Raw genomic sequence first — 19,624 nt, forward strand, 5'->3', positions numbered from 1 at the left:
TACCATAATTACGCACCTAACGGTGCTTTCAAAATACAAAAAAGTCTCGTAGAGATGATATTATGGTAGAAAAATTGATCAAAAATAAAATTTCGCCGCGACAAATCGTAAAACATTGGTAATAAATAAATTATCGGCGAAAGGGTATGGGGTAAAACAGAATTGACTTCCATAATTCGTTATAATACAGCTTATTATTAAGTGCGAAACTTCAATTATTTAAAAAGAAAATCAAGCTGCCTGCAAGCTTAAGGTAAAGCTTGATTTTCAATTTGTATACTGGCACCCTATAACCTTTATACAATTTTTTCTCCCCTCCAGCACATATTTAGTCCTCCTAACAAATAACTTTTTCATTTCCCAACTACAAAAATGGTTCGATTGTAGGTTTAAAATACGAATTTATCAATTATTACTTTTTGAAAACATCAAAATTAAAATCCTGTTTGTCTTAAATTTTAAAACAAAACCAAGGGTTATTTGTATGAGCATTATGCAATCCAAAACACTATTAAATAGATAATTAAAGGTTTTTTTATATTTTTTTCAAACTTTTTAAAACAATTCCTATATTAGAACTGTTCTAATTAACGAAAGATGAAAAACAATCCTAAAAATATAAGGAAAATTATAAGTGACCACAATCTTAGGGTCACCCCTCAGCGAATAGCCGTTTTGGATGCACTAAGAAATTTAAAGAGCCATCCTACAGCTGACCAAATTATTCAGTTCATTCGCAGGGAGTATCCTAATTTGGCAGTGGGCACGGTGTATAATGCACTGGAAACTTTTAGTGAAAAAGGCATAATTAAAAAAGTAAAAACCGACCAGGATGTAATGAGATACGATGCCTATACAGACAAGCACTTTCATCTTTATTGTGAAGAATCAAATCGAATAGAAGACTATTATGATAATGAATTAAAAGAATTGATAGAAAATTATTTCGAGAAGAAAACAATAAGGCATTTTAATATAGAAGACATACAAATACAAATAAATGGTAAGTTTATCGACTACCATAGAAAACATTAATTATTTAATCAGTTTAAAATTAAAATTATGAATCAATTAGAAATAATAGGACACAAAGAAGAGGACACAAAAAAAATTGCGTTAAAGCTAAACGAGCTATTGGCAGATTATCATATGTTTTACATGAATTTACGAGGGCTCCACTGGAATATTAAAGGTCCCCAGTTTTTTGCTTTACACAACAAATTCGAAGAATTGTATGACAATGCTGCTGAGAAAATCGACGAAATTGCAGAACGCATTTTATCCATCGGAGAAACACCTGTGCACTCATTAAGTGAATACACAAAAAAATCAGGACTCAAAGAGGAATTAAATGTAAGCGAAGCCGCAGCTGCAATTGAAGTAGTACTTAATGGCTTTAAGTATTTGCTTGCCCAACAAAAAGAGATTTTAGAGCTTGCCGACGAATTAGATGATGAAGCCACTAATGCAATGATGGGCGATTACATCTCAGAACAGGAAAAGCTTGCTTGGATGTTTCATTCCACAACTCGCTAATTTAGATGCACAAGAAAGGTTGGTACATTGGGTACCAACCTAAAGATAATTTTTAATACTATTTATAAACCATTAAATTAATCACACATGGAACCTAAAGAAAATTCTTTTCCATTAATTGGGGACAAACTCCCTGAAATGACAGTACAAACCACACATGGTGTAAAAAAATTACCAGAAGATTACAAAGGTAAATGGCTAGTGTTATTCAGCCACCCTGCAGACTTCACACCGGTTTGCACCACTGAATTTATAGCATTTGCAAAACGCAAAGAAAAGTTCGATGCGCTTAACGCAGAATTGCTTGGTTTATCGATCGACCAAATTTTCTCGCACATTAAGTGGGATGAGTGGATCGAAGAGAACATGGATGTGCAAATTCCATTTCCTATTATAGCCGACATGGACGGTGCTGTAGCCGGCAAATTGGGCATGGTACACCCAGGTAAAGGAAGTCAGACAGTTCGCGCAGTATTTCTGGTAGACCCTGATAGTAAAATTCGCATTATTCTTTACTACCCTCAGGAGATTGGTCGTAACATGGAAGAAATCTTGCGTGCCCTCGAAGCACTTCAGGTTTCAGATAAGCAAAAAGTTGCTATGCCTGCAAACTGGCCAAACAATGATTTCATGAAAGACCGTGTTATTATTCCACCAGCAAATAATGTACAGGACGCTAAAAAACGTAAAGATCAATACGAATGTTATGACTGGTGGTTTTGCCACAAAGAATATAAAAAGTAATAAAAGTCAAAACAAACTCAAAAGCGGGCCATTTTGCCCGCTTTTATTTTACATTTTCCTTCGCGTTTCAATAAAACTATGTTAAAATACTCAATTAATAATGTTATTAGTCTTTATTGAAAGAAAAAAAAACTTAAAACAAAAGCATTTAGAATGCCTTAAAGATGCATTAACATTTTATTAATAAAAGCCACAAAATCTTTTTCCTTTATAAATTCAAATATTACTATATTGCAACTTTAATAGCTAATGGGAAAAACGCAGGAAAATATTATAATTTCTTACAGTGGTAAACTCAACTACGAAATTATTAATGAGTTACTGGAGGATCTGAATAATCAGATGAAAAACTCAGATCTTACAACGTTATGCCGTAAACGGGTTTACTCAACAGCTGTAGAATCGCTGGAAAATATTCTGCGTCACGCAAAGCAAACATCCGATAAACACCTACCCCGCTTTGCAGTAAAAGAAAATTCAGATAGTATCATGATTGAGACCTGCAATCTTGTTTCTATGGATCAGCGTAATGAACTACAAGAAAAAATTGAATACATTAATGCCAACAACAACCGGCTAAAACAAGTCTTTGCAGAAAAATTACGTAATAGCCACATTAGCAAAGAAGGAGGCGCTGGGTTAGGCGTTTATATTATTGGCAAAAATGCAGGAAGAAAAATAGCATACTCATTCGATCGTGTAAACGAAAAAGAATCGTATTTTTGTTTAAAAATAAAGATATTGCAGCATGGATAAAATCAACATTGAAGAAACAAAGGCTACACCCGCAATTACACTTGATGCTGAGAATCTGAAATTTGAAATTGCAGGTTGCTCCAGACCGGAAAATGTACGGGAATTTTATATGCCGGTTATCAATTGGTTTGAAAAAGTACTGGAAGATACCGATGCAATACGTGCCAATATTAAAGACGATCAAACAATCAATTTTGATTTTAAACTATCTTATTTCAATTCTGCATCTGCAAAATTTATTCTTGACATACTACTATACATCAACCAATTACACAGCAGCGACATCGACATTAAAATTAACTGGCACTACGAAGAAGGTGACGAAGATATGCGCGATGTGGGTGAAGAACTTGCCGAAATGGTTGACTTTGAGTTCAAATATATTATGATGAGTGAGTAGAATTCTCCTCATCACCCTCCTTAGTGAATTTTTTATCAATATCCACCAAATCCGGAAAATATTTATTTACAGTATCTCCGTTTTTCTTTAATTGAATATCTTTCCAACGCTTAATTCGCTCCCTGTTGATCTCTTGTTTTGCATCTGTCAATGCCTCATACGCATCACGCTGCACCCGATCGTTCTGGTTGACCATAAGCTCAGATTTACGCTCAAGCTCTTCTCTAAACAAGTGTCGCTCATGAGCAAACTCCAGCACCTGCTTTCCTGCTTTTTGACTCAAAGCAGCTTGCTCTGCCTCTAAAAGCTCATCATACGGGCCTCTTGAACTAATAAGCTTTACAAAAACAGGTGATATCTCGATAACCACAAAAAGCAGTAGAATAAACAGCGATGCCCAGTAAACGGTTTTTTCTTCTTCCTGTAATTCGTTTAATGCCCGCAGACGTGAAAGAAAACCATTGGCTCGAGAAATTACAATCTGATTTGTGGCAGCCAACTCATCTTTTTTCTGATTAAGTGCCGCAATACGTTCATTATTTGACGCAATTTGGGGTACAATACGCGTGCGCAGCTCCTTGAGTTCCTCAACAGCAAAAGCATATTCGCGCTGTTTTTCTTTATAAACAGGTCCTTTGCCCATTACACCTACTGGGCTTCTACCTTCAGCTTCAGCTATCATTAAATCATAAAGTTCATTCCGGCGCTCAGCTTTTTTATTAATCAATTGCTGCAGAGAATCATTTTCCTGACGTAGCTGCTCAATTTCACCAAACTGGTTTGATACGCTTTGCATCTGTTCCTGTCGCATTTCAAGTTGAGCTTTTTGGACCTGCAAATCAATCTCCTTTTCAAACAATTTCATTTCAATAGGCCGGGCTACAACAACTGCAATAAATACTGCAAGAATTATTCGTGGCAGGGCCATCACAAACTCCTTACCCCATTTCCGTTCTTTTTTAAGACTCGCTACCAGGTACCAATCGAGGAAAAAAATCAATATTCCCCAAAAAATGCCAAATACAATGGCTAGCGGTATAGAGTTAAAAACCAAATGGAATGCATATCCGCCCGATATTGAGGCTACAATACCAGTTAGAAAAACCACTATACCTATCCCCATAAACATATTAATCTCCGTGGGACATCTTTTCAATAAATAAAGGCGAGCACCTGAGCACCATAAGAAGAAACGAGCCACTGCTCCTCCTTGCCAGGTAGTAGTATTTGTTGATTTATTCATGCTAAAGTCTTTATTCAAAATTACGAATCTTTTAATAAAATATTGGCGCTCTGTAAAAGATATTTATCAAGATCATTTAAAACAGTAAAACTCTATACAACAGTAAAAAAATCAACTCGTTAAAAAATAAAACCTACTCATCGGACTTAATAAAATATAACTATTTAGAGTTCAACGACGGCCCAATATTTGTATCTTTGCACTCGAATTCAGCATTTTCAAACGCTACAACAACTATGGGAAGAATACTCGCCATTGATTATGGACTAAAAAGAACGGGACTGGCAGTTACAGATCCCGACAGAATAATTGCCAGCGGCCTGACCACTGTAGCAACACATACACTATTAAATTTCATATCCGGATATTTGGCTAAAGAACAAGTAGACGAAATAGTTGTTGGATTACCTGTACAAATGAATAATACACCATCGGAAACAGAACCGCACATCAGGGGGTTTCTGAAAAAACTGGGTAAAAAGTACCCTCAAATACCTGTGCGCCGTGTTGATGAGCGCTTTACCTCAAAAATGGCACAGCAATCAATGCTTGATGGTGGATTAAAAAAAACGCAAAGACAAAACAAAGCACTTGTCGATGAGATCAGTGCTACTATAATTTTACAAACTTATCTAAATAAGCCATTTTAAGATGATATATCCTGTTACCATTATTGGTCACCCAACACTCAGAAAAAGAGCAGAAGAAGTAGATCAAAACTACCCTGACCTTGAAAAAATTATTGACAACATGTTCGAGACCATGTATGAATCTGATGGCGTGGGACTTGCAGCTCCACAAATAAATAAATCAATAAGAATCATTGTAATTGATGGAGCCCCCATGGCCGAAGACGACCCGGACTTAAAAGATTTTAAAAAAGTACTTATAAACCCGGAAATGGTCGATGAATGGGGAGAAGAAAAACTATTTAATGAAGGCTGCCTGAGTATTCCGAATATAAGAGAAGATGTGAACCGCCCGAGCGAAATTAAGTTAAAATACTATGACCGGGATTTTAATCTAAAAGAAGAAGAATTTAAAGGTACACAAGCCCGCATAATTCAACATGAATATGATCACCTTGAAGGGATACTTTTTACAGATCGCATTTCTCCTTTAAGGAAAAAAATCCTCAAAAGCAAATTACTTGGTCTCTCGAAAGGTAAATTTAAAGTTTCTTACAGAACCGTTTTAGGTAAAAAATAAGTACATGAGAGCTTTCTTTGTTTTATTAATCGTTGCCTTTTTGGGTTTGTCCATGTATAATGGTTGTAAGCGGAACCAGGAGCAAACACTCAGCGAAAAAATAGCACATAAAGAGCAAGCCCTTTCCAAAATTTCAGCGAAAAGACCTTTGAACAAAAAAGAGGTAAAGTCCTTGCTTACCCTCTATGAAAAATTCTACAAAGAAAACCCCAAAGACACGCTTGCAGCGGCATTTATAATCAATGCCGCTCAAGATGCAATGCAGAGCCAAATGTATCAAAAGGCCCTGCATTATTACGATATTGTGGAAACAGATTTTGTAAATACTGCCCACTACCCTATGGCAATATTCATGAAAGCATTTGTATATGACCAGACTATGGATACGGCACATGCCAGAATATACTACAATAAATTCATTGAAAAATTTCCGGGACACAAACTGACAGATGATGCCCAAATTTCGTTGCTTAACCCTGGAAAAAGCGCCAAAGAATTTGTAACCAGCTTTGAAAAACAGCAGCAGCCAGAATAATCTTATGGGTGAAAACAAACTACCCGATTTTTCCGTAGTCAGGCTCTCAGGCATGCAGGCCATTAAAGAAGCCAAAAAATTAGATGACAAAGCATTTGAGGGACATCAAAAAATCAGCTTAAATGAACTACGTTCCATAGCCGATCAGGGTGGTCTTTTCGGGATTATCTATAAGCAAAAAATGGTAGCTGAAGCGCAGCTTTTATTCAGGAGTACGGGATTCTATAACCTTGAATATGAAAGCTCAGCTTACTGTTATGGGATAGCTGTAGACGAAAAGTTCAGAGGAAAAGGGTTGGCGCATTTACTTATAGCCAGAATGGAAAAGGAAGTCCGCAATAACAGTCTGAAAACCCTGTATCTGGCATGCCGACCAGAAAATTATGCAAGCCTGAAGTTATGGAATAGCCTTGAATATAAAGTCTGCGCCTACAAAGATCGTTATTTTGGGCCCGACACTATTGCAGATACCAGGTTGTTGCTGTACAAAAACATTTCGGGAAAAAGCACTCGAAGCAGCTTGCATATCACCTCGCTCCCTCTTAAAAACGATGAGTGTGATATTGATTTGCGGAATAATATTGCCAATTTGTTAGCGAAACACAGCGAAATTATAATTAGAATTAAATCTGCTGATAAACGGCTGGTTTACGAAATATATAAGACTCAATAGACCTTTATTCAGTAACTGTGTGTCGGCCATTGGCAAGAAAAACAATATTGGGCAATTGTTTTGTCCTGTTAAAAATATCATAGCCATTCTTAAGATCAGACCATAAAGCCAATTTATCTTTATCGTCATTGTATTTAATGCATAGGGCATCGTATCGGTCTCTATCCAGCCTTGACGGGAAAATAGTAACCGGAATATTGTCCTGTCCGGAATTTTTGGCATCTATACAAATAAGATATAGCTCCTTAATGTAATCATTGGTAATAGGAATACACCCAATAGTCACGCAGTCTCCATGAATAAAAATATCTCCACCGGGAGCAGTTTTATCGCTAAGTATGCGATCTGAAGCATTCGGATAATTTATACCAAGCGATAAATAAAAATTGCTGTAAGGATTAAACCTGCTAATATGATAAAATCCTTCAGGAATTTGCAAATCGCCCTGTTTTCTTTTGGGGCCTAACCTGCCGGACGTAAGGCAGATATCATATTTCTGTAATAATTTATAAGTTGTGTCCTGAGTATTTTTAGCCCACAATTCCAGTTTTTTCTCTAGTTTGAATGCCCTTATGTATACCCTGAGGTTTTCAGTATTAAGACCATTTTGCAACAACAAGTTCTTAATTTCGGTCTCTTTTTCAGCGTATGCAGTTCTTACTCTGGGGTACTTTTTTTGCTCTTGTTTAAAAGACTGTGCTGCAATTTGTAGTGTCAGTAAAAGGAAGAAAATTATGAAAATTTGACTTTTCATATGTTTATAATTTTGATTTTAGTTGTCATTACCTGTCCCGATGCCAATCGGGATGGAGCTCGCCATGATGAATCAAATTTCCGTCACACAAGGCTTTCGGTTTTATTATAATCATGCAGGTGTGTGTTCCGCCAGCCGGCGGATCATGGCTCGGTTCATCTTTTTAAAATTTTGATTTTAGTTGTCATAACCTGTCTCGATAGCATATCGGAATAGCCTGCCCCACAGAAGGCGGGGGAGCACGCCATTATGAATCAAACCATTACGACATAAGTTTTTAGGGTTATTATAATCATTCCAGTTAACTTCGACAGGCAGCAGAACGCTATCGAATTTTTGTCATGGGTCGGTTCAATAAACCAGGTTTTAAAACTATTCTTCTCTTATCTCTTTAAGCTCCATAACCAGACGTGTGGAGTCTATATTGGTATAATTCAGCTTCACAAATCCATGTTCTTTATTAAAATAAGCAACCAGGTGAGTTTGCCCGATACGGCTTTTAGCTGATGCACTAATTTCAATACACTCTAATTCGCCAATAGCTGTTTCAACAGGGCGAAGGTCAGTGATTTCATACTGGTATTGATTTTCAATCTGTCCGTCCCATTTTTTCCAACGTTCGTCGCTCCAGGCATCACCTATTTTTAGCGACCACTGCCAGGTATTTCCAATTTCATAAGGGGCCTGTACAAATGGAAACGGATTTAATTCTAAAATTCTGAACATATTTGATCTGGGAGGATGTAGCCATACATTTTTCTCATTTTCAATTACACCAGTGGCCTCATTAAAAGGTCTGTCATTATTGTGCTGAACGTAATGATATTCAATAATGGTCTGGTCATAATCAGGGAAGTGTTCGATAAAAGGCTGCAGGCCGGGTCTTACTTTCAATAAAACCTGTTCTACAGAAATATCTGTCAGACTGTCTGTGTGTACAAGATTCCACGAATTAAGTCGCTGGCGTGCTGGTAAACGCGGAGCATCTTTCGTCGATTGAAAAGCATACTTTTCGCCATTGGTTTTCTCCAAATAATAATCATAAACAAACACCCTAGCCGGCTTAAATACATTGTTGTTAGAGGTGTACCGGTTTTCATCTTTAATAAGTGTATCGAATTTTTCGACATAAATACCGTTACTATTTACAAGGTCATAATCATATTCAACACTTTCTTGCTGACAACCAGCAAAAAAAGCAAGGGTCAGTATAACTAAAATCAAATTTCTCATCTTACTACTTTATTATAAGTTTATAAAACCCAAATATATAAAAACACTATTACAATAAAATACCAAACGATAACAACTATGAATTCAAAAGTTAAAACTCATTCTGTCTGCCAGGTGTAATAATTGTAGTATCCTCAGGCTCAAAAACACATGTTTTACACGCCAACTGTTCAGGCTTTGCCATTACAACCAATATGTCATTTTCCAGTAATTGAATGTTATCTGAGGGATTGGTAACCACATCTTCGCCGCGTTGAATTGCAAGCACAGGCTCTGCAAAAACATCATTTTGCCGTAGCTCTCCAATTGATTTATTAATCACTTCAGATGCATGTGCTACTCTCACAGCACTAATTGAAAACTGTGGCAAAAACGGCTCTGTAGTTTCGTATTCTCTGTGCCGGAATATTCCATAACCGTTTTCGCGCATATGTGCTGCCATTTGTCTGACCTCTTCTTCAGGCACCAAATTATGCTTAAGCACCTGTGTAAATATCTCAACAGCAGTTTCAAACTCACCAGGAATTACATCATTGGCTCCGGCTTTGTACAAGTGTTCCAGCTCTTCCACATGCCTGGTGCGCACAATAATATATGCATTTTCACTAAGTCTGCGAGCGTTACGCAATGCTGTGTATGTGGAGGATGCACTATGAATGGTTATTACCACAGTTCCGGCTCTTTCCACACCAGCCTCTTTTAGAACTGCAATGTTTTCTGCATTACCAAAAATGATGGGTTCTCCGTTTTGCTTCTCTTTCTGAACTAAATCTGCATCATTATCAATAATAACATGAGCGATTTTAGCATATTCAGCTGCATGAGAAATATTGTGCCCATTTTGCCCCATTCCAATAATCACAAGATGATTCTCCAGCTTACTGTAATTCTCAACACTACGCTCATCGCTATGAGCCTTTAACCGTTTATGGTACAACCTTGAGGGCAAGATACTTAACAACCATCCCGGACCCGACTTAATTAAAAATGGCGCCACAACCATTGTCATGAGGGCAACACTTAAAAACATTTGATGATAATAAATCGGGAGTAAGTCATATTGCCGGCCTGTTTGAGCCAGTAAAATACTAAACTCTCCGACCTGACTGAGCGCAACTCCCATGGTTAGGGCAACTCCTGCACGGTAACCTGAAAAATAAGCTGAGAAGGTAACAATTGCTGTCTTCAGAATAAGCACAATGACCGTTAATAAAAGAATAATCCAGGCATTAGTAGCTATAAAATCCAAATTCAGGAACATACCAATCAATACAAAAAAGAAACTCGTAAAAATATCTCTGAACGGCACGATATTACCAAATGCTTCATGGTTGTAGTCTGTTTCAGAGATAATTAAACCGGCCAAAAACGCCCCGAGCGCAAGTGAGAGTCCCAGTATAGCTGTGAGAATAGCTACACCAAAACCGATAATTAATATTGTAAGTATAAAAAAATCCTGTTTCTGCGTTCTGGCCACAATATGCAAAAGGGGTGGCACAATATATCTTGACCCAAGTATAGTAAACAGGATAAGCCCTGCAACCTTAAGCAGCATCCACAAAAGTTCATTGCCGGGATGTTCCATGCCTCCTGTCAGAAAAGGCACCAACATGATCATGGGCACAACTATTATGTCCTGAAAAATCAGCACCCCCAAACTTCCTCTGCCGTACGGCTGAGCCATCAGGCTTTGCTCCTGAAGAACTTTCAGCACAATGGCTGTGCTACTTAAAGCAACCAGAAAGCCAAAAAATACAGACAGTTGCCAGGCATATCCTGCCCAAAATGTAAGTATAAACGTCGTTGCGACTGTAATTAAAACCTGAAGCCCTCCTCCTAAAAAAACAGTTTTCCGTATTTGCATCAGATCCTTCAGCGAGAATTCAATTCCAATGGTAAAAAGCAAGAGCATTATGCCTATTTCAGATAATAATTCGAGGTCATTGGGATTGGTTTCAAGGCCAAAAACATGTGGACCAGCCAAAATACCAGCCACAATAAACCCCAATATTGACGGCACATTAAATCGCTGAAAAATAATGTTCACCAGCAATGCCAGTGAAAAAATAATTAATAAGTCTATGAGAACAGGAAAATGCATAATTCTTTAATTATAATTACAATTCTTTTGCAAATAGGTTCATATAAAAATCAGTATACAATTGAACTTAATTAATGAAACTTTAAATGAAGTAAGTAATTTTACGCCTTGTAAAAGCATAAAAATAATCATAATTTTAATATTACTTTGAAAAGTACATTACATATACGCGCATTCGTGAAATTAGGCCATAAACTGCAGGAATCATTATATTCAACTGACAATAACCTGCCGTTAAATAAGGCTATTCGTAAATCTCATGAACTCAACCCCTGGTTTACGCCAACTTTTTACAGACTGGCTATACGCAACTTTCTGCCCTGGCTTGAGGCATCAAAACTTTCTAAGTGGGTTGAGAAATACCAGTCTCCTGAAAAAAGCATGAAAACAGGTATCATAATGGCCGGCAATATACCACTAGTGGGGTTTCATGATTTTTTATGTACACTAATCTCCGGGCACACAGCTATGATTAAACTTTCCGGCAAAGATGCATACTTACTACCTGCCATTGCCAAAGAATTAATAGACATTGAACCTGCCTACAGAGATAAAATACACTTTCTAGATAAGGTTCCCAACAATATAGAAGCACTCATTGCCACTGGAAGTGACAATACCGCACGATATTTTGATTACTATTTCAAAGGGACCCCGCGAATAATCAGAAAAAACAGAACCAGTCTTGCAGTGCTAAATGGAGATGAAACCCCTGAGGAATTAGAATACCTTGCCGATGATATTTGCACATTTTTCGGACTTGGCTGCCGAAATGTTTCAAAACTATACCTGCCCGCACAAACCAGCTTAGCCCCTATAATTGAAGCACTTGCCAAATACAAATGGCTAAGTAGCCATGAACAGTATGCGAACAACCTCAGATACCAAAAAGCCCGGCTTAAAGCTTTAAATATACCCTTTATTGATGCAGGCCCGGTGCTTTTTGTTGAGGATGCTCAACTAAATAGCCAGGTGGGAATCTTACATTTAGAATTTTTCAACTCAATTGAAAATGTAAAACAAATATTAGAAATAAATACTGAAAAAATTCAATGTATAGTTGGAAATGAATTAAATAAATCCTTAAATTTAGGTAGTGCACAAAAACCTGACATAGGTGACTATGCAGACAATGTGGATACATTGAAATTTCTTACAGAACTGCGATCCTGAGAGCACTAAAAAGGCAAGCAATGAAAAAGATATTGAGATTTTCCATATTATCTAACGAAAAAAAAGGCTTTATAAGAGAGCTGGAAATGTATAATATACATACTTTGCTTGATTTGCACAGGGCCATTCAAACAGCTTGTGATTATGATCAGTCACATCTGGCTTCATTTTTCATGCTGACCAACAATTGGGAGAAAAAGAAAGAATTCACCTTACTACACATGGATGCTCATAGCGGAATATATTCCACAGAATACATGGACAATGTTCAGCTAAAAAGTGTTTTCACCAAAGCCGGAGACAAAATGCTTTACATTTTCGATCATTTTTCCGAAAGAGGTTTTATGGTTATGTTGCGTGAGGTATACACAGCCAAAACAGATGACCTCATACCCAGACTATTGCATACAGAAGGCACCCCTCCCCGTCAAATAAAAACGGGTGAAGCCTATATCGACAATCTTTTGGATTCATTTTCAGAAAATTAAATCCGCTTATTATAAGTCCTGCCGTCTTTCATACTTTCATAAATGCTTTGTTGTATAGTTGTCAGCTCTACCTTTATAGAGAATCATTAACTTTGCAGCATGCAAAAAACATTAATCGTAATTGCCGGCCCCACTGCCATTGGTAAAACAAGTCTCACAATCAGACTTGCCCGCGATTATAATAGTGAGATAATTTCTGCTGACAGCCGTCAAATATTTAAAGAAATGGCCATAGGTACTGCTGTTCCTGAACCGGAAGAGCTTAAAACAGTCCCTCACCACTTTATTCAAAATGTGAGTATTCATGATGATTACAATGCTTCAAGTTATGAGCACCAGGCGTTGGCAAAACTCAAAGAGCTGTTTAAGGTACACGATTTGATTTTTATGACAGGTGGCAGCGGTATGTACATAGAAGCCGTTTGTTCAGGAATAGACAAGATGCCCAACATAAAGCCACAAATACGAGAAAAGGCTAGTGCTCTTTTAAAAAACAATGGTAAAGAGGCTTTACAGGAAATTCTAAAAAAAGCCGATCCGGTGTATTATTCTGAAACAGATATAAATAATCCGGCAAGACTTGTCAGGGGTGTCGAAATGTATTGGCAAACAGGCAAACCGTTCTCATTTTTCCGAAAAAAACAACCGCGCCCCAGAGATTTCAATATCATCAGAATTTCACTTGACACTGATCGAGATGTACTGCATAAGCGCATAAACCAGAGAGTTGACCAAATGGTGGCAAAGGGCCTTATTGATGAAGTGAAAAATTTAAGGCAATGGCAGAACCTGGTACCACTGAAAACTGTAGGTTATCAGGAAATATTCCAATACCTTAACGGAGCAACATCCCTGGATGAAGCCATTGAGCTAATTAAGCGCAACACAAGAAGGTATGCACGCAAACAATTATCGTGGTTCAGACGCAATAAAGTCACATCATGGTTTGCTCCAAACGAATATGAATCTATTAAAAAACATATTGATGATGCCATCAGACAAGAAAAGACACTCTGAATTTAACATAAGAGTTTACGGGTTAGTTATAAACGAAGAAAATAAAATTTTGCTAACCGACGAATACCGCCTTGGGGCCTATATGACTAAGTTCCCCGGGGGAGGACTGGAAAAAGGTGAAGGTACGATTGATTGTCTGCATCGTGAATTTTGGGAAGAAGCACACCAGAAAATCATTAATATTTCACACTATTATACCACCGACTTTTATCAAAAAGGATGGTTTTATGAGAACATGCAGCTTATTTCCATTTATTACAAAGCTCAACTAAATAATCCTGAAGCACTTAAAGCATCAAATAAGAAATTTGATTTTAACAAGACTGATGATAACCCCCAGAGTTTCCGCTGGATTTCAATTGAAAATATTGAGCAAGCCGACATGACCTTTCCAATTGATAAGGTGGTGATTGCAATGCTTCAAAAAGAGCTGGCCAGTCAAAGTTAATCGTCAATGATTCGATTACGGTTTTCATTCAGCCTTTTTTTCCAAATCTCGCGAGCCAACTTCTGGTAATCCACATGGGTATCTTTTTCGTCCACAATTTCAATTCCGGTTAGGGTTTCAATGATATCCTCCATTGTAACAATACCTTCTGTACCTCCGTACTCATCAATTACCAGGGCTATCAGGTCATTTTTCTTCATCATGAGTTGGAACAATCTGGGAACAGGAATACGTTCATATACCTTGGTAATTTCACGCTTTAGCGAATCTATTTTTACATCGTGCTGATCTTTCGCAACCCTTTCCAGAATGTCGCCTTTTAATACATAACCTGTTATATTTTCTTTATTTCCCTGATAAACCGGTATGCGGGAAAAATACAATTCATCGATTTGTGTAAAAAACTCTGATGTTGTAATGGATTCCGGCACACTAACCATAACAGTACGCGGAGTCATTATATCTTCTACCGACACATCGCGGAGTTTCATAAGATTGTATATAAAATAAGATTCATCTTTCCCAATCACTCCCTCTTTATACCCAATTGAAGCCATAGTAGACAAATCCTGACGGCTAAAAGTATAAGCCTGTCCGCGCTTAGCTATAATGCGGGTTATGCGCTCTGACAGAATTACAAACGGATAGGCCACATACATGAAAACTTTTATAACAGGTACTGATAAGAGCGCGAGGTTGCGCCAGTAGGTGGCTCCAATTGTTTTCGGAATAATTTCGCTCAATACTAAAATTAACAGTGTAAGAACAGCCGAGACCAAACCAAAATAGACTTCTCCAAAAATTTTCGTGGCCTGTGCACCTACACCTGCTGCACCAATGGTATGTGCAATGGTATTTATAGATAGAATTGCCGATAATGGCCGGTCAATGGCATTTTTCAACTTTTTTAAATTCTCTGCTCCCCTCCGCTTTTCGGTCATCAGAATCTCGATATAAGACTCCGGAGTTGAAAGCAATACTGCCTCCAAAATCGAACACAGAAATGAAATACCAATGGCAATGAATAAATACAGAATCAATAATCCCATATCACAAATATACCTTTCAATCTATTAAAATATAAAAAAGAGATGAAAATTTCTTGATTATCTGATTTTTCGACGCCCAAAACCTCTTTTTTCAATGTGATCGCCAACCTGAAAATGGGCATCCGGGGTGAGTGGAGGTCCTGCCGGGTCAATGAGTTCCCGGCCACTTGCCCGTGGGTGGCTTATTTTATTATCTATGGGGTATGCATTCATTAATTCTGCATTGTAAGGTCTGAGCATTTGTGTAATATAACTTAAAGGTGTCTCGGGATTTAACCATCGCAGTTCATCAGACTGACTTAAAATAACCGGGCTTCTATGGTGTGGCAGTTTTTGAAGTAATGCATTGGCAGTTGTCGTAATAATACTAAAAGACAAAATTGTTTTGCCTGCTTGCTCATCTTTCCACTCATCCCAAATTCCCGCAAACGAAAATGGTCGCACCTTATTTTTTAAATATACCACATATGGTTGCTTTAAACCCTCATTGGTGGTACCCTCAATAAAAGCATCGGCCGGAACCAGACAGCGCTGTGTTCTTATTGGCTTTCTGAATGAAGGCTTATTAATGATGTCTTTACTTCCATTATAATTCGGGTCATTTGACTTATTTCGGTCTCCTTCTGATCTTGCATTAAATAAATACATTGGTTTTTTGGCCCAAAAAGGTGTAAGCCCAAAACGAAACATTTGTAATTGATCAGGTGAGTTGCTTGCTATTACAGGAGCCCAATCGCCCGGAGCTATGTTAAAAGCGGGCTCAAAATCTAAATCATCAGGAACATTAACATTGAACCGCGCTCCCAGTTTCTCGATTTTTTGAGCTAAAATAAACCTGCCACACATATAGCTATACCCTGTTGTAAATTCTAAAAACCCTTATCAATAACACCCAATTCAAGCAGTGTGTTGATTAATGGTTTTCTGTAATTCTTGGAAAGCGGAACCTTCTCATTATTAATTAATGTGACCCTACTGGGTTCAAGTGCATTAACCTGACTTATAGCTACAACATAATTGCGGTGGGTTTGAATGAAAAGCCTGACAGGCAAATCATAAAGCAATACCCGTAAAGGTGTATTAGAAATTACTTTTTCACGAAATGTATGGAGAATAACATAGCTCTTACGAGCTTCGATGTACATTATTGATTCAAAAGGAATGCGCATCTGTTCATAATCACTACTTACTGTAACATATCCCGCGTCAGGTACTTTTATCATGCAATTAAATTATTAATAAGGCCTAGTACAAATTACGAATATTTTTATAAACATTAAAAAAAAACAATAATTAAAACCTAAATACAGGTATTTTCACCTACCTGAGGAGCTCAAATGCAATTTATTATTATGCATTGTTTTATGTCCATATATGAACATTTCTTCGTTATAATCAATGGGTACGATAATATTTTCTAAATTTGAGTTCATGTTAATATCTCAAAATTAAAATACCATGAAGCACATCAAACTTTTTACCATCACCATCGCGATTCTGGTTTCATCCTGCACCCAAGGATCCGACTTCCAAAAATACTTCCACGATAAAACAATGCGCTTTGATTATTTCCACACCGGAAATGCCAACGAAGAGCATTTTGCTTTTGACCAGATCGTTTCAGACGGAATATGGGCTGGAAGCACAAATAAGCTCATTGATGATCTGCAACTGGGGAAATATTTTTACAAAGTAATTGATTTGGCCAGTGGCGAAACAATTTATTCAAGAGGATTTGCAAGCATCTACGGAGAATGGGAAACTACACCTGAAGCAAAAAAAGGCTGGGGTGTTTATCATGAGTCAGTGCGTTTCCCATGGCCCAGGAACGATGCTAAACTAATTATGATGAAACGAAACAAAGATTACAAATTTGAAAAGATCTGGGAGCACAATATTCATCTCGAACACTGGAGAACAAACCAGGCAGAAGCTGGTACGTATCTAAAAACCAAAGATATTCACATAAGTGGCGACCCAAAGAAAAAGGTCGATATTGTTGTACTTAGCGAGGGCTATACAGCCAATGAAATGAATAAATTCAATAAAGACGCCCAGGACTTTGCCGATGCTTTACTTTCTACCGAACCATTTGCATCAAGGAAAAACGACATTAATATTCGCCTTGTAGAGATTCCCTCTCCCCAGTCCGGGTTAGCCCATCCACATCAGGATATTTATCGTCGTTCGGCATTGAGCGTTTCATACGGTGCATTCGATTCAGAACGATATGCACTGGGATTCGATAATAAAACCATTCGTAATGCAGCTGCAAATGTACCATACGAATACACGGCAATTGTAATGAACGATAGCATTTACGGAGGTGGAGGCATTTACAATCTTTATATCACTGCAGCTGCAGATAACGCTTTTAAGGATTATCTTTATGTGCATGAATTTGGCCACCATTTTGCCGATCTTGCCGACGAATATTATGCTTCCTCCACGGCTTATGAAATGGGATCATCGATCCAGGAACCATGGGAGCTGAATGTTACAACCCATACAGAAAAAGATAAAATAAAATGGGGCGACATGATTGATGAAGATATTCCGCTTCCTACGCCATGGGGTAAAAAGGAGTTTGACCAACATAGTATTGAAACCCAAAAAGAGCGGGAAAAACTGCGTGCTGCGAAAACCCCGGAATCAGAAATGAATGCGTTTTTTATTGCCCAACGTGAATGGGAAGAGGCATATTTGAAAAATATTAAGTATGCAGGTAAAACCGGATTGTATGAGGGAGCCCAGTATCACAGCCATGGTATTTTCCGCTCGGCACCCAATTGTATCATGTTCACCAGAACAGATCATTTCTGCCCGGCCTGCCAGCGGGCCATCAATCTAGTGATTGATCAATACACAAAATAAAAACACTTGATTGAAGCCGGAACTATTCCGGCTTCTTTTTTTGCGCAAGCTCATTAAATATTATCTCTTTCATCTTGTCGAACTCCTCACGCTTGAAGAGCCTGGTAAGAAAAATAATTTTGCCGTTACGGTCAATTATTACATTGCGGGTTACACCAGCCTTTTTCAAAGCATAAAGCCCAAAAATATCTGCACCCGGGTCCAAAGCGATGGGGTAAGTTATTCCGGTACTTTCGACTAATTCCCTGGCTTTTTCAGCAGGCTCGTCACGGTCCAGGGCAATTACTTTCAATCCTTTATCCTGACCTTTTTGCCAAATTTCCTTTTCTATAAATGGCATTTCGCGACGGCAAACACCACACCAAGATGCTGTAAATTGCAACATTACAACATGTCCGCGCAAATCAGATAATTTATATGATTTCCCATCGACTTCATTAATGGTGAAATCAGGTGCCATATCTCCAATTTTAACCTTGTAACCATGTTCATAAACCTGCTGAGCACATAAAGAACCCGTGACAAGAAAAAGCGCCAGACATAAAGAATTGAATAGTCTCATATAATGATAGTTTTGGATGCAAATATATCAAATAAGAGGCCTAACGATAAAATTCAGTAAAAAAACCATAAATAATAACAAAAAAGGCTGCCCCAAATGGACAGCCTTCCTTTAAAAATCTTATAAATCAGGATTCCACCCAACCTTTTACTTCGTCAGGTTTAGGGTTTTGTAATCCCATTTTATGTTTCTTATTCATGCCGCACAATTGCTGATGCAATTTATTAGGGTTGGCCTCTTTTAGCTCAGCGACCGTGGGAAAACCAACTTTTTGTACAACTTCCACCCATTCTTCAGGAATACCCAACTCCATAAACATCTCTGCAGGGTCGATCTGTATTTTTTTCTCCGGACGCATTTGCGGGAAGAACAACACATCCTGAATTGAGTTAGAGTTGGTCATAATCATGGACAGGCGGTCGATACCGATACCCAGGCCGGCAGTTGGTGGCATACCATACTCAATTGACTTAAGAAAATCCTCATCGAGCATCATAGCCTCATCATCGCCACGTTTAGCTAACATGAGCTGCTCTTCGAAGCGTTTTCGCTGATCTACAGGATCGTTAAGCTCTGAATAGGCATTACAAATCTCTTTACCATTCACAATTCCTTCAAAACGCTCCACAAGGCCCTGCTCAGAGCGATGCTTTTTGGCCAGCGGCGACATTTCAATGGGGTAGTCGGTGATAAAGGTTGGCTGTATAAGCTTAGCCTCACACGTTTCACCAAAAATTTCGTCTATCAGTTTACCTTTACCCATTGAATCGTCTATCTCTACATCGAGTTTTTTAGCAGTATCGGCCAGCTGTTTTTCATCCATTTTACT

23 protein-coding genes are annotated in these 19,624 nt (G+C 37.9%); 14 read left to right on the forward strand and 9 right to left on the reverse strand.

All coding sequences use genetic code 11. The features are described 5' to 3' along the window. Positions 1-597: 597 nt before the first annotated feature. From VJ937_RS00005 to VJ937_RS00025, 5 genes are all read left to right on the forward strand, one after another. Positions 598-1,035: a transcriptional repressor gene (locus VJ937_RS00005; RefSeq protein ID WP_324064866.1), complete on the forward strand. Its 438-nt coding sequence runs from the start codon at positions 598-600 to the stop codon at positions 1,033-1,035. Between the two features lie 27 nt (positions 1,036-1,062). Further along, on the forward strand, positions 1,063-1,536 hold the full coding sequence (locus tag VJ937_RS00010) for a Dps family protein (RefSeq protein WP_324064867.1): 474 nt from the start codon (positions 1,063-1,065) through the stop codon (positions 1,534-1,536). Between the two features lie 87 nt (positions 1,537-1,623). Beyond that, complete coding sequence (locus tag VJ937_RS00015; protein ID WP_324064868.1) at positions 1,624-2,280, forward strand: peroxiredoxin; 657 nt, start codon at positions 1,624-1,626, stop codon at positions 2,278-2,280. Between the two features lie 249 nt (positions 2,281-2,529). Next, the gene (locus VJ937_RS00020; protein ID WP_324064869.1) at positions 2,530-3,036 is read left to right on the forward strand and encodes a SiaB family protein kinase; all 507 of its coding nucleotides are present in this window, start codon (positions 2,530-2,532) and stop codon (positions 3,034-3,036) included. Next, positions 3,029-3,436, forward strand: coding sequence for a DUF1987 domain-containing protein (locus VJ937_RS00025; RefSeq protein ID WP_057953695.1), 408 nt, complete (start codon positions 3,029-3,031; stop codon positions 3,434-3,436). The genes VJ937_RS00020 and VJ937_RS00025 overlap by 8 nt, the downstream gene beginning before the upstream one ends. On the opposite strand, the gene VJ937_RS00030 is transcribed toward VJ937_RS00025, so the two are convergent. Then, positions 3,420-4,679, reverse strand: coding sequence for a DUF4407 domain-containing protein (locus VJ937_RS00030; protein WP_324064870.1), 1,260 nt, complete (start codon positions 4,677-4,679; stop codon positions 3,420-3,422). The genes VJ937_RS00025 and VJ937_RS00030 overlap by 17 nt on opposite strands. 236 nt (positions 4,680-4,915) lie before the next feature. Here VJ937_RS00030 and ruvX point away from each other — a divergent pair, with 236 nt between their 5' ends. Genes ruvX through VJ937_RS00050 form a run of 4 tightly spaced genes read left to right on the forward strand, consistent with a single transcriptional unit; the run spans position 4,916 to position 7,096 of the window. Beyond that, complete coding sequence (gene ruvX / locus VJ937_RS00035) at positions 4,916-5,329, forward strand: Holliday junction resolvase RuvX (RefSeq protein WP_324064871.1); 414 nt, start codon at positions 4,916-4,918, stop codon at positions 5,327-5,329. 1 nt (position 5,330) lies between these two features. Continuing rightward, the gene (gene def / locus VJ937_RS00040; RefSeq protein ID WP_324064872.1) at positions 5,331-5,888 is read left to right on the forward strand and encodes a peptide deformylase; all 558 of its coding nucleotides are present in this window, start codon (positions 5,331-5,333) and stop codon (positions 5,886-5,888) included. Positions 5,889-5,892: 4 nt separating this feature from the next. Next, positions 5,893-6,423 (forward strand): hypothetical protein, encoded by a 531-nt coding sequence (locus VJ937_RS00045; protein WP_324064873.1) that lies wholly within the window; start codon positions 5,893-5,895, stop codon positions 6,421-6,423. Then, entirely contained in the window at positions 6,398-7,096 is a 699-nt protein-coding gene (locus VJ937_RS00050; RefSeq protein WP_324064874.1) for a GNAT family N-acetyltransferase, read from the forward strand. Before VJ937_RS00045 ends, VJ937_RS00050 begins: the two co-directional genes overlap by 26 nt. Positions 7,097-7,100: 4 nt before the next feature. Here VJ937_RS00050 and VJ937_RS00055 read toward each other — a convergent pair whose 3' ends face one another. From VJ937_RS00055 to VJ937_RS00065, 3 genes are all read right to left on the reverse strand, one after another. Continuing rightward, complete coding sequence (locus VJ937_RS00055) at positions 7,101-7,850, reverse strand: L,D-transpeptidase family protein (protein WP_324064875.1); 750 nt, start codon at positions 7,848-7,850, stop codon at positions 7,101-7,103. 372 nt (positions 7,851-8,222) lie between these two features. Further along, a complete protein-coding gene (locus VJ937_RS00060) occupies positions 8,223-9,083 on the reverse strand; it encodes a hypothetical protein (protein ID WP_324064876.1) in 861 nt (286 codons plus the stop codon). Between the two features lie 91 nt (positions 9,084-9,174). After that, entirely contained in the window at positions 9,175-11,184 is a 2,010-nt protein-coding gene (locus VJ937_RS00065; protein WP_324064877.1) for a cation:proton antiporter, read from the reverse strand. Positions 11,185-11,331: 147 nt separating this feature from the next. On the opposite strand from VJ937_RS00065, the gene VJ937_RS00070 reads away from it, so the two are divergent. From VJ937_RS00070 to VJ937_RS00085, 4 genes are all read left to right on the forward strand, one after another. Beyond that, positions 11,332-12,357 (forward strand): acyl-CoA reductase, encoded by a 1,026-nt coding sequence (locus VJ937_RS00070; protein WP_324064878.1) that lies wholly within the window; start codon positions 11,332-11,334, stop codon positions 12,355-12,357. A gap of 20 nt (positions 12,358-12,377) precedes the next feature. Beyond that, positions 12,378-12,845: an IS1096 element passenger TnpR family protein gene (locus VJ937_RS00075; protein WP_324064879.1), complete on the forward strand. Its 468-nt coding sequence runs from the start codon at positions 12,378-12,380 to the stop codon at positions 12,843-12,845. Between the two features lie 99 nt (positions 12,846-12,944). Further along, positions 12,945-13,862, forward strand: coding sequence for a tRNA (adenosine(37)-N6)-dimethylallyltransferase MiaA (gene miaA / locus VJ937_RS00080; protein WP_324064880.1), 918 nt, complete (start codon positions 12,945-12,947; stop codon positions 13,860-13,862). Then, positions 13,831-14,310 (forward strand): NUDIX hydrolase, encoded by a 480-nt coding sequence (locus VJ937_RS00085; protein WP_324064881.1) that lies wholly within the window; start codon positions 13,831-13,833, stop codon positions 14,308-14,310. The genes miaA and VJ937_RS00085 overlap by 32 nt, the downstream gene beginning before the upstream one ends. On the opposite strand, the gene VJ937_RS00090 is transcribed toward VJ937_RS00085, so the two are convergent. The 3 genes from VJ937_RS00090 to VJ937_RS00100 are packed head-to-tail and all read right to left on the reverse strand — an operon-like array spanning position 14,307 to position 16,582. After that, positions 14,307-15,359 (reverse strand): hemolysin family protein, encoded by a 1,053-nt coding sequence (locus VJ937_RS00090; protein WP_324064882.1) that lies wholly within the window; start codon positions 15,357-15,359, stop codon positions 14,307-14,309. The two genes, VJ937_RS00085 and VJ937_RS00090, sit on opposite strands and share 4 nt — an antisense overlap. A 57-nt stretch (positions 15,360-15,416) precedes the next feature. Next, positions 15,417-16,205: an SOS response-associated peptidase gene (locus tag VJ937_RS00095; protein ID WP_324064883.1), complete on the reverse strand. Its 789-nt coding sequence runs from the start codon at positions 16,203-16,205 to the stop codon at positions 15,417-15,419. A 23-nt stretch (positions 16,206-16,228) separates the two neighbouring features. Beyond that, the gene (locus VJ937_RS00100; RefSeq protein WP_324064884.1) at positions 16,229-16,582 is read right to left on the reverse strand and encodes a LytTR family DNA-binding domain-containing protein; all 354 of its coding nucleotides are present in this window, start codon (positions 16,580-16,582) and stop codon (positions 16,229-16,231) included. Between the two features lie 235 nt (positions 16,583-16,817). Here VJ937_RS00100 and VJ937_RS00105 point away from each other — a divergent pair, with 235 nt between their 5' ends. Then, a complete protein-coding gene (locus VJ937_RS00105; protein ID WP_324064885.1) occupies positions 16,818-18,233 on the forward strand; it encodes a M64 family metallopeptidase in 1,416 nt (471 codons plus the stop codon). A 22-nt stretch (positions 18,234-18,255) separates the two neighbouring features. On the opposite strand, the gene VJ937_RS00110 is transcribed toward VJ937_RS00105, so the two are convergent. Together VJ937_RS00110 and VJ937_RS00115 are read right to left on the reverse strand one after the other, a co-directional pair. Further along, a complete protein-coding gene (locus VJ937_RS00110) occupies positions 18,256-18,795 on the reverse strand; it encodes a TlpA disulfide reductase family protein (protein ID WP_324064886.1) in 540 nt (179 codons plus the stop codon). A 127-nt stretch (positions 18,796-18,922) separates the two neighbouring features. Beyond that, positions 18,923-19,624 (reverse strand): DUF4332 domain-containing protein (locus VJ937_RS00115; protein ID WP_324064887.1); only part of this gene is annotated, 702 nt, incomplete at its 5' end.

Source organism: Salinivirga sp. (assembly GCF_035268865.1).
Classification (GTDB): Bacteria; Bacteroidota; Bacteroidia; order Bacteroidales; family Salinivirgaceae; genus Salinivirga.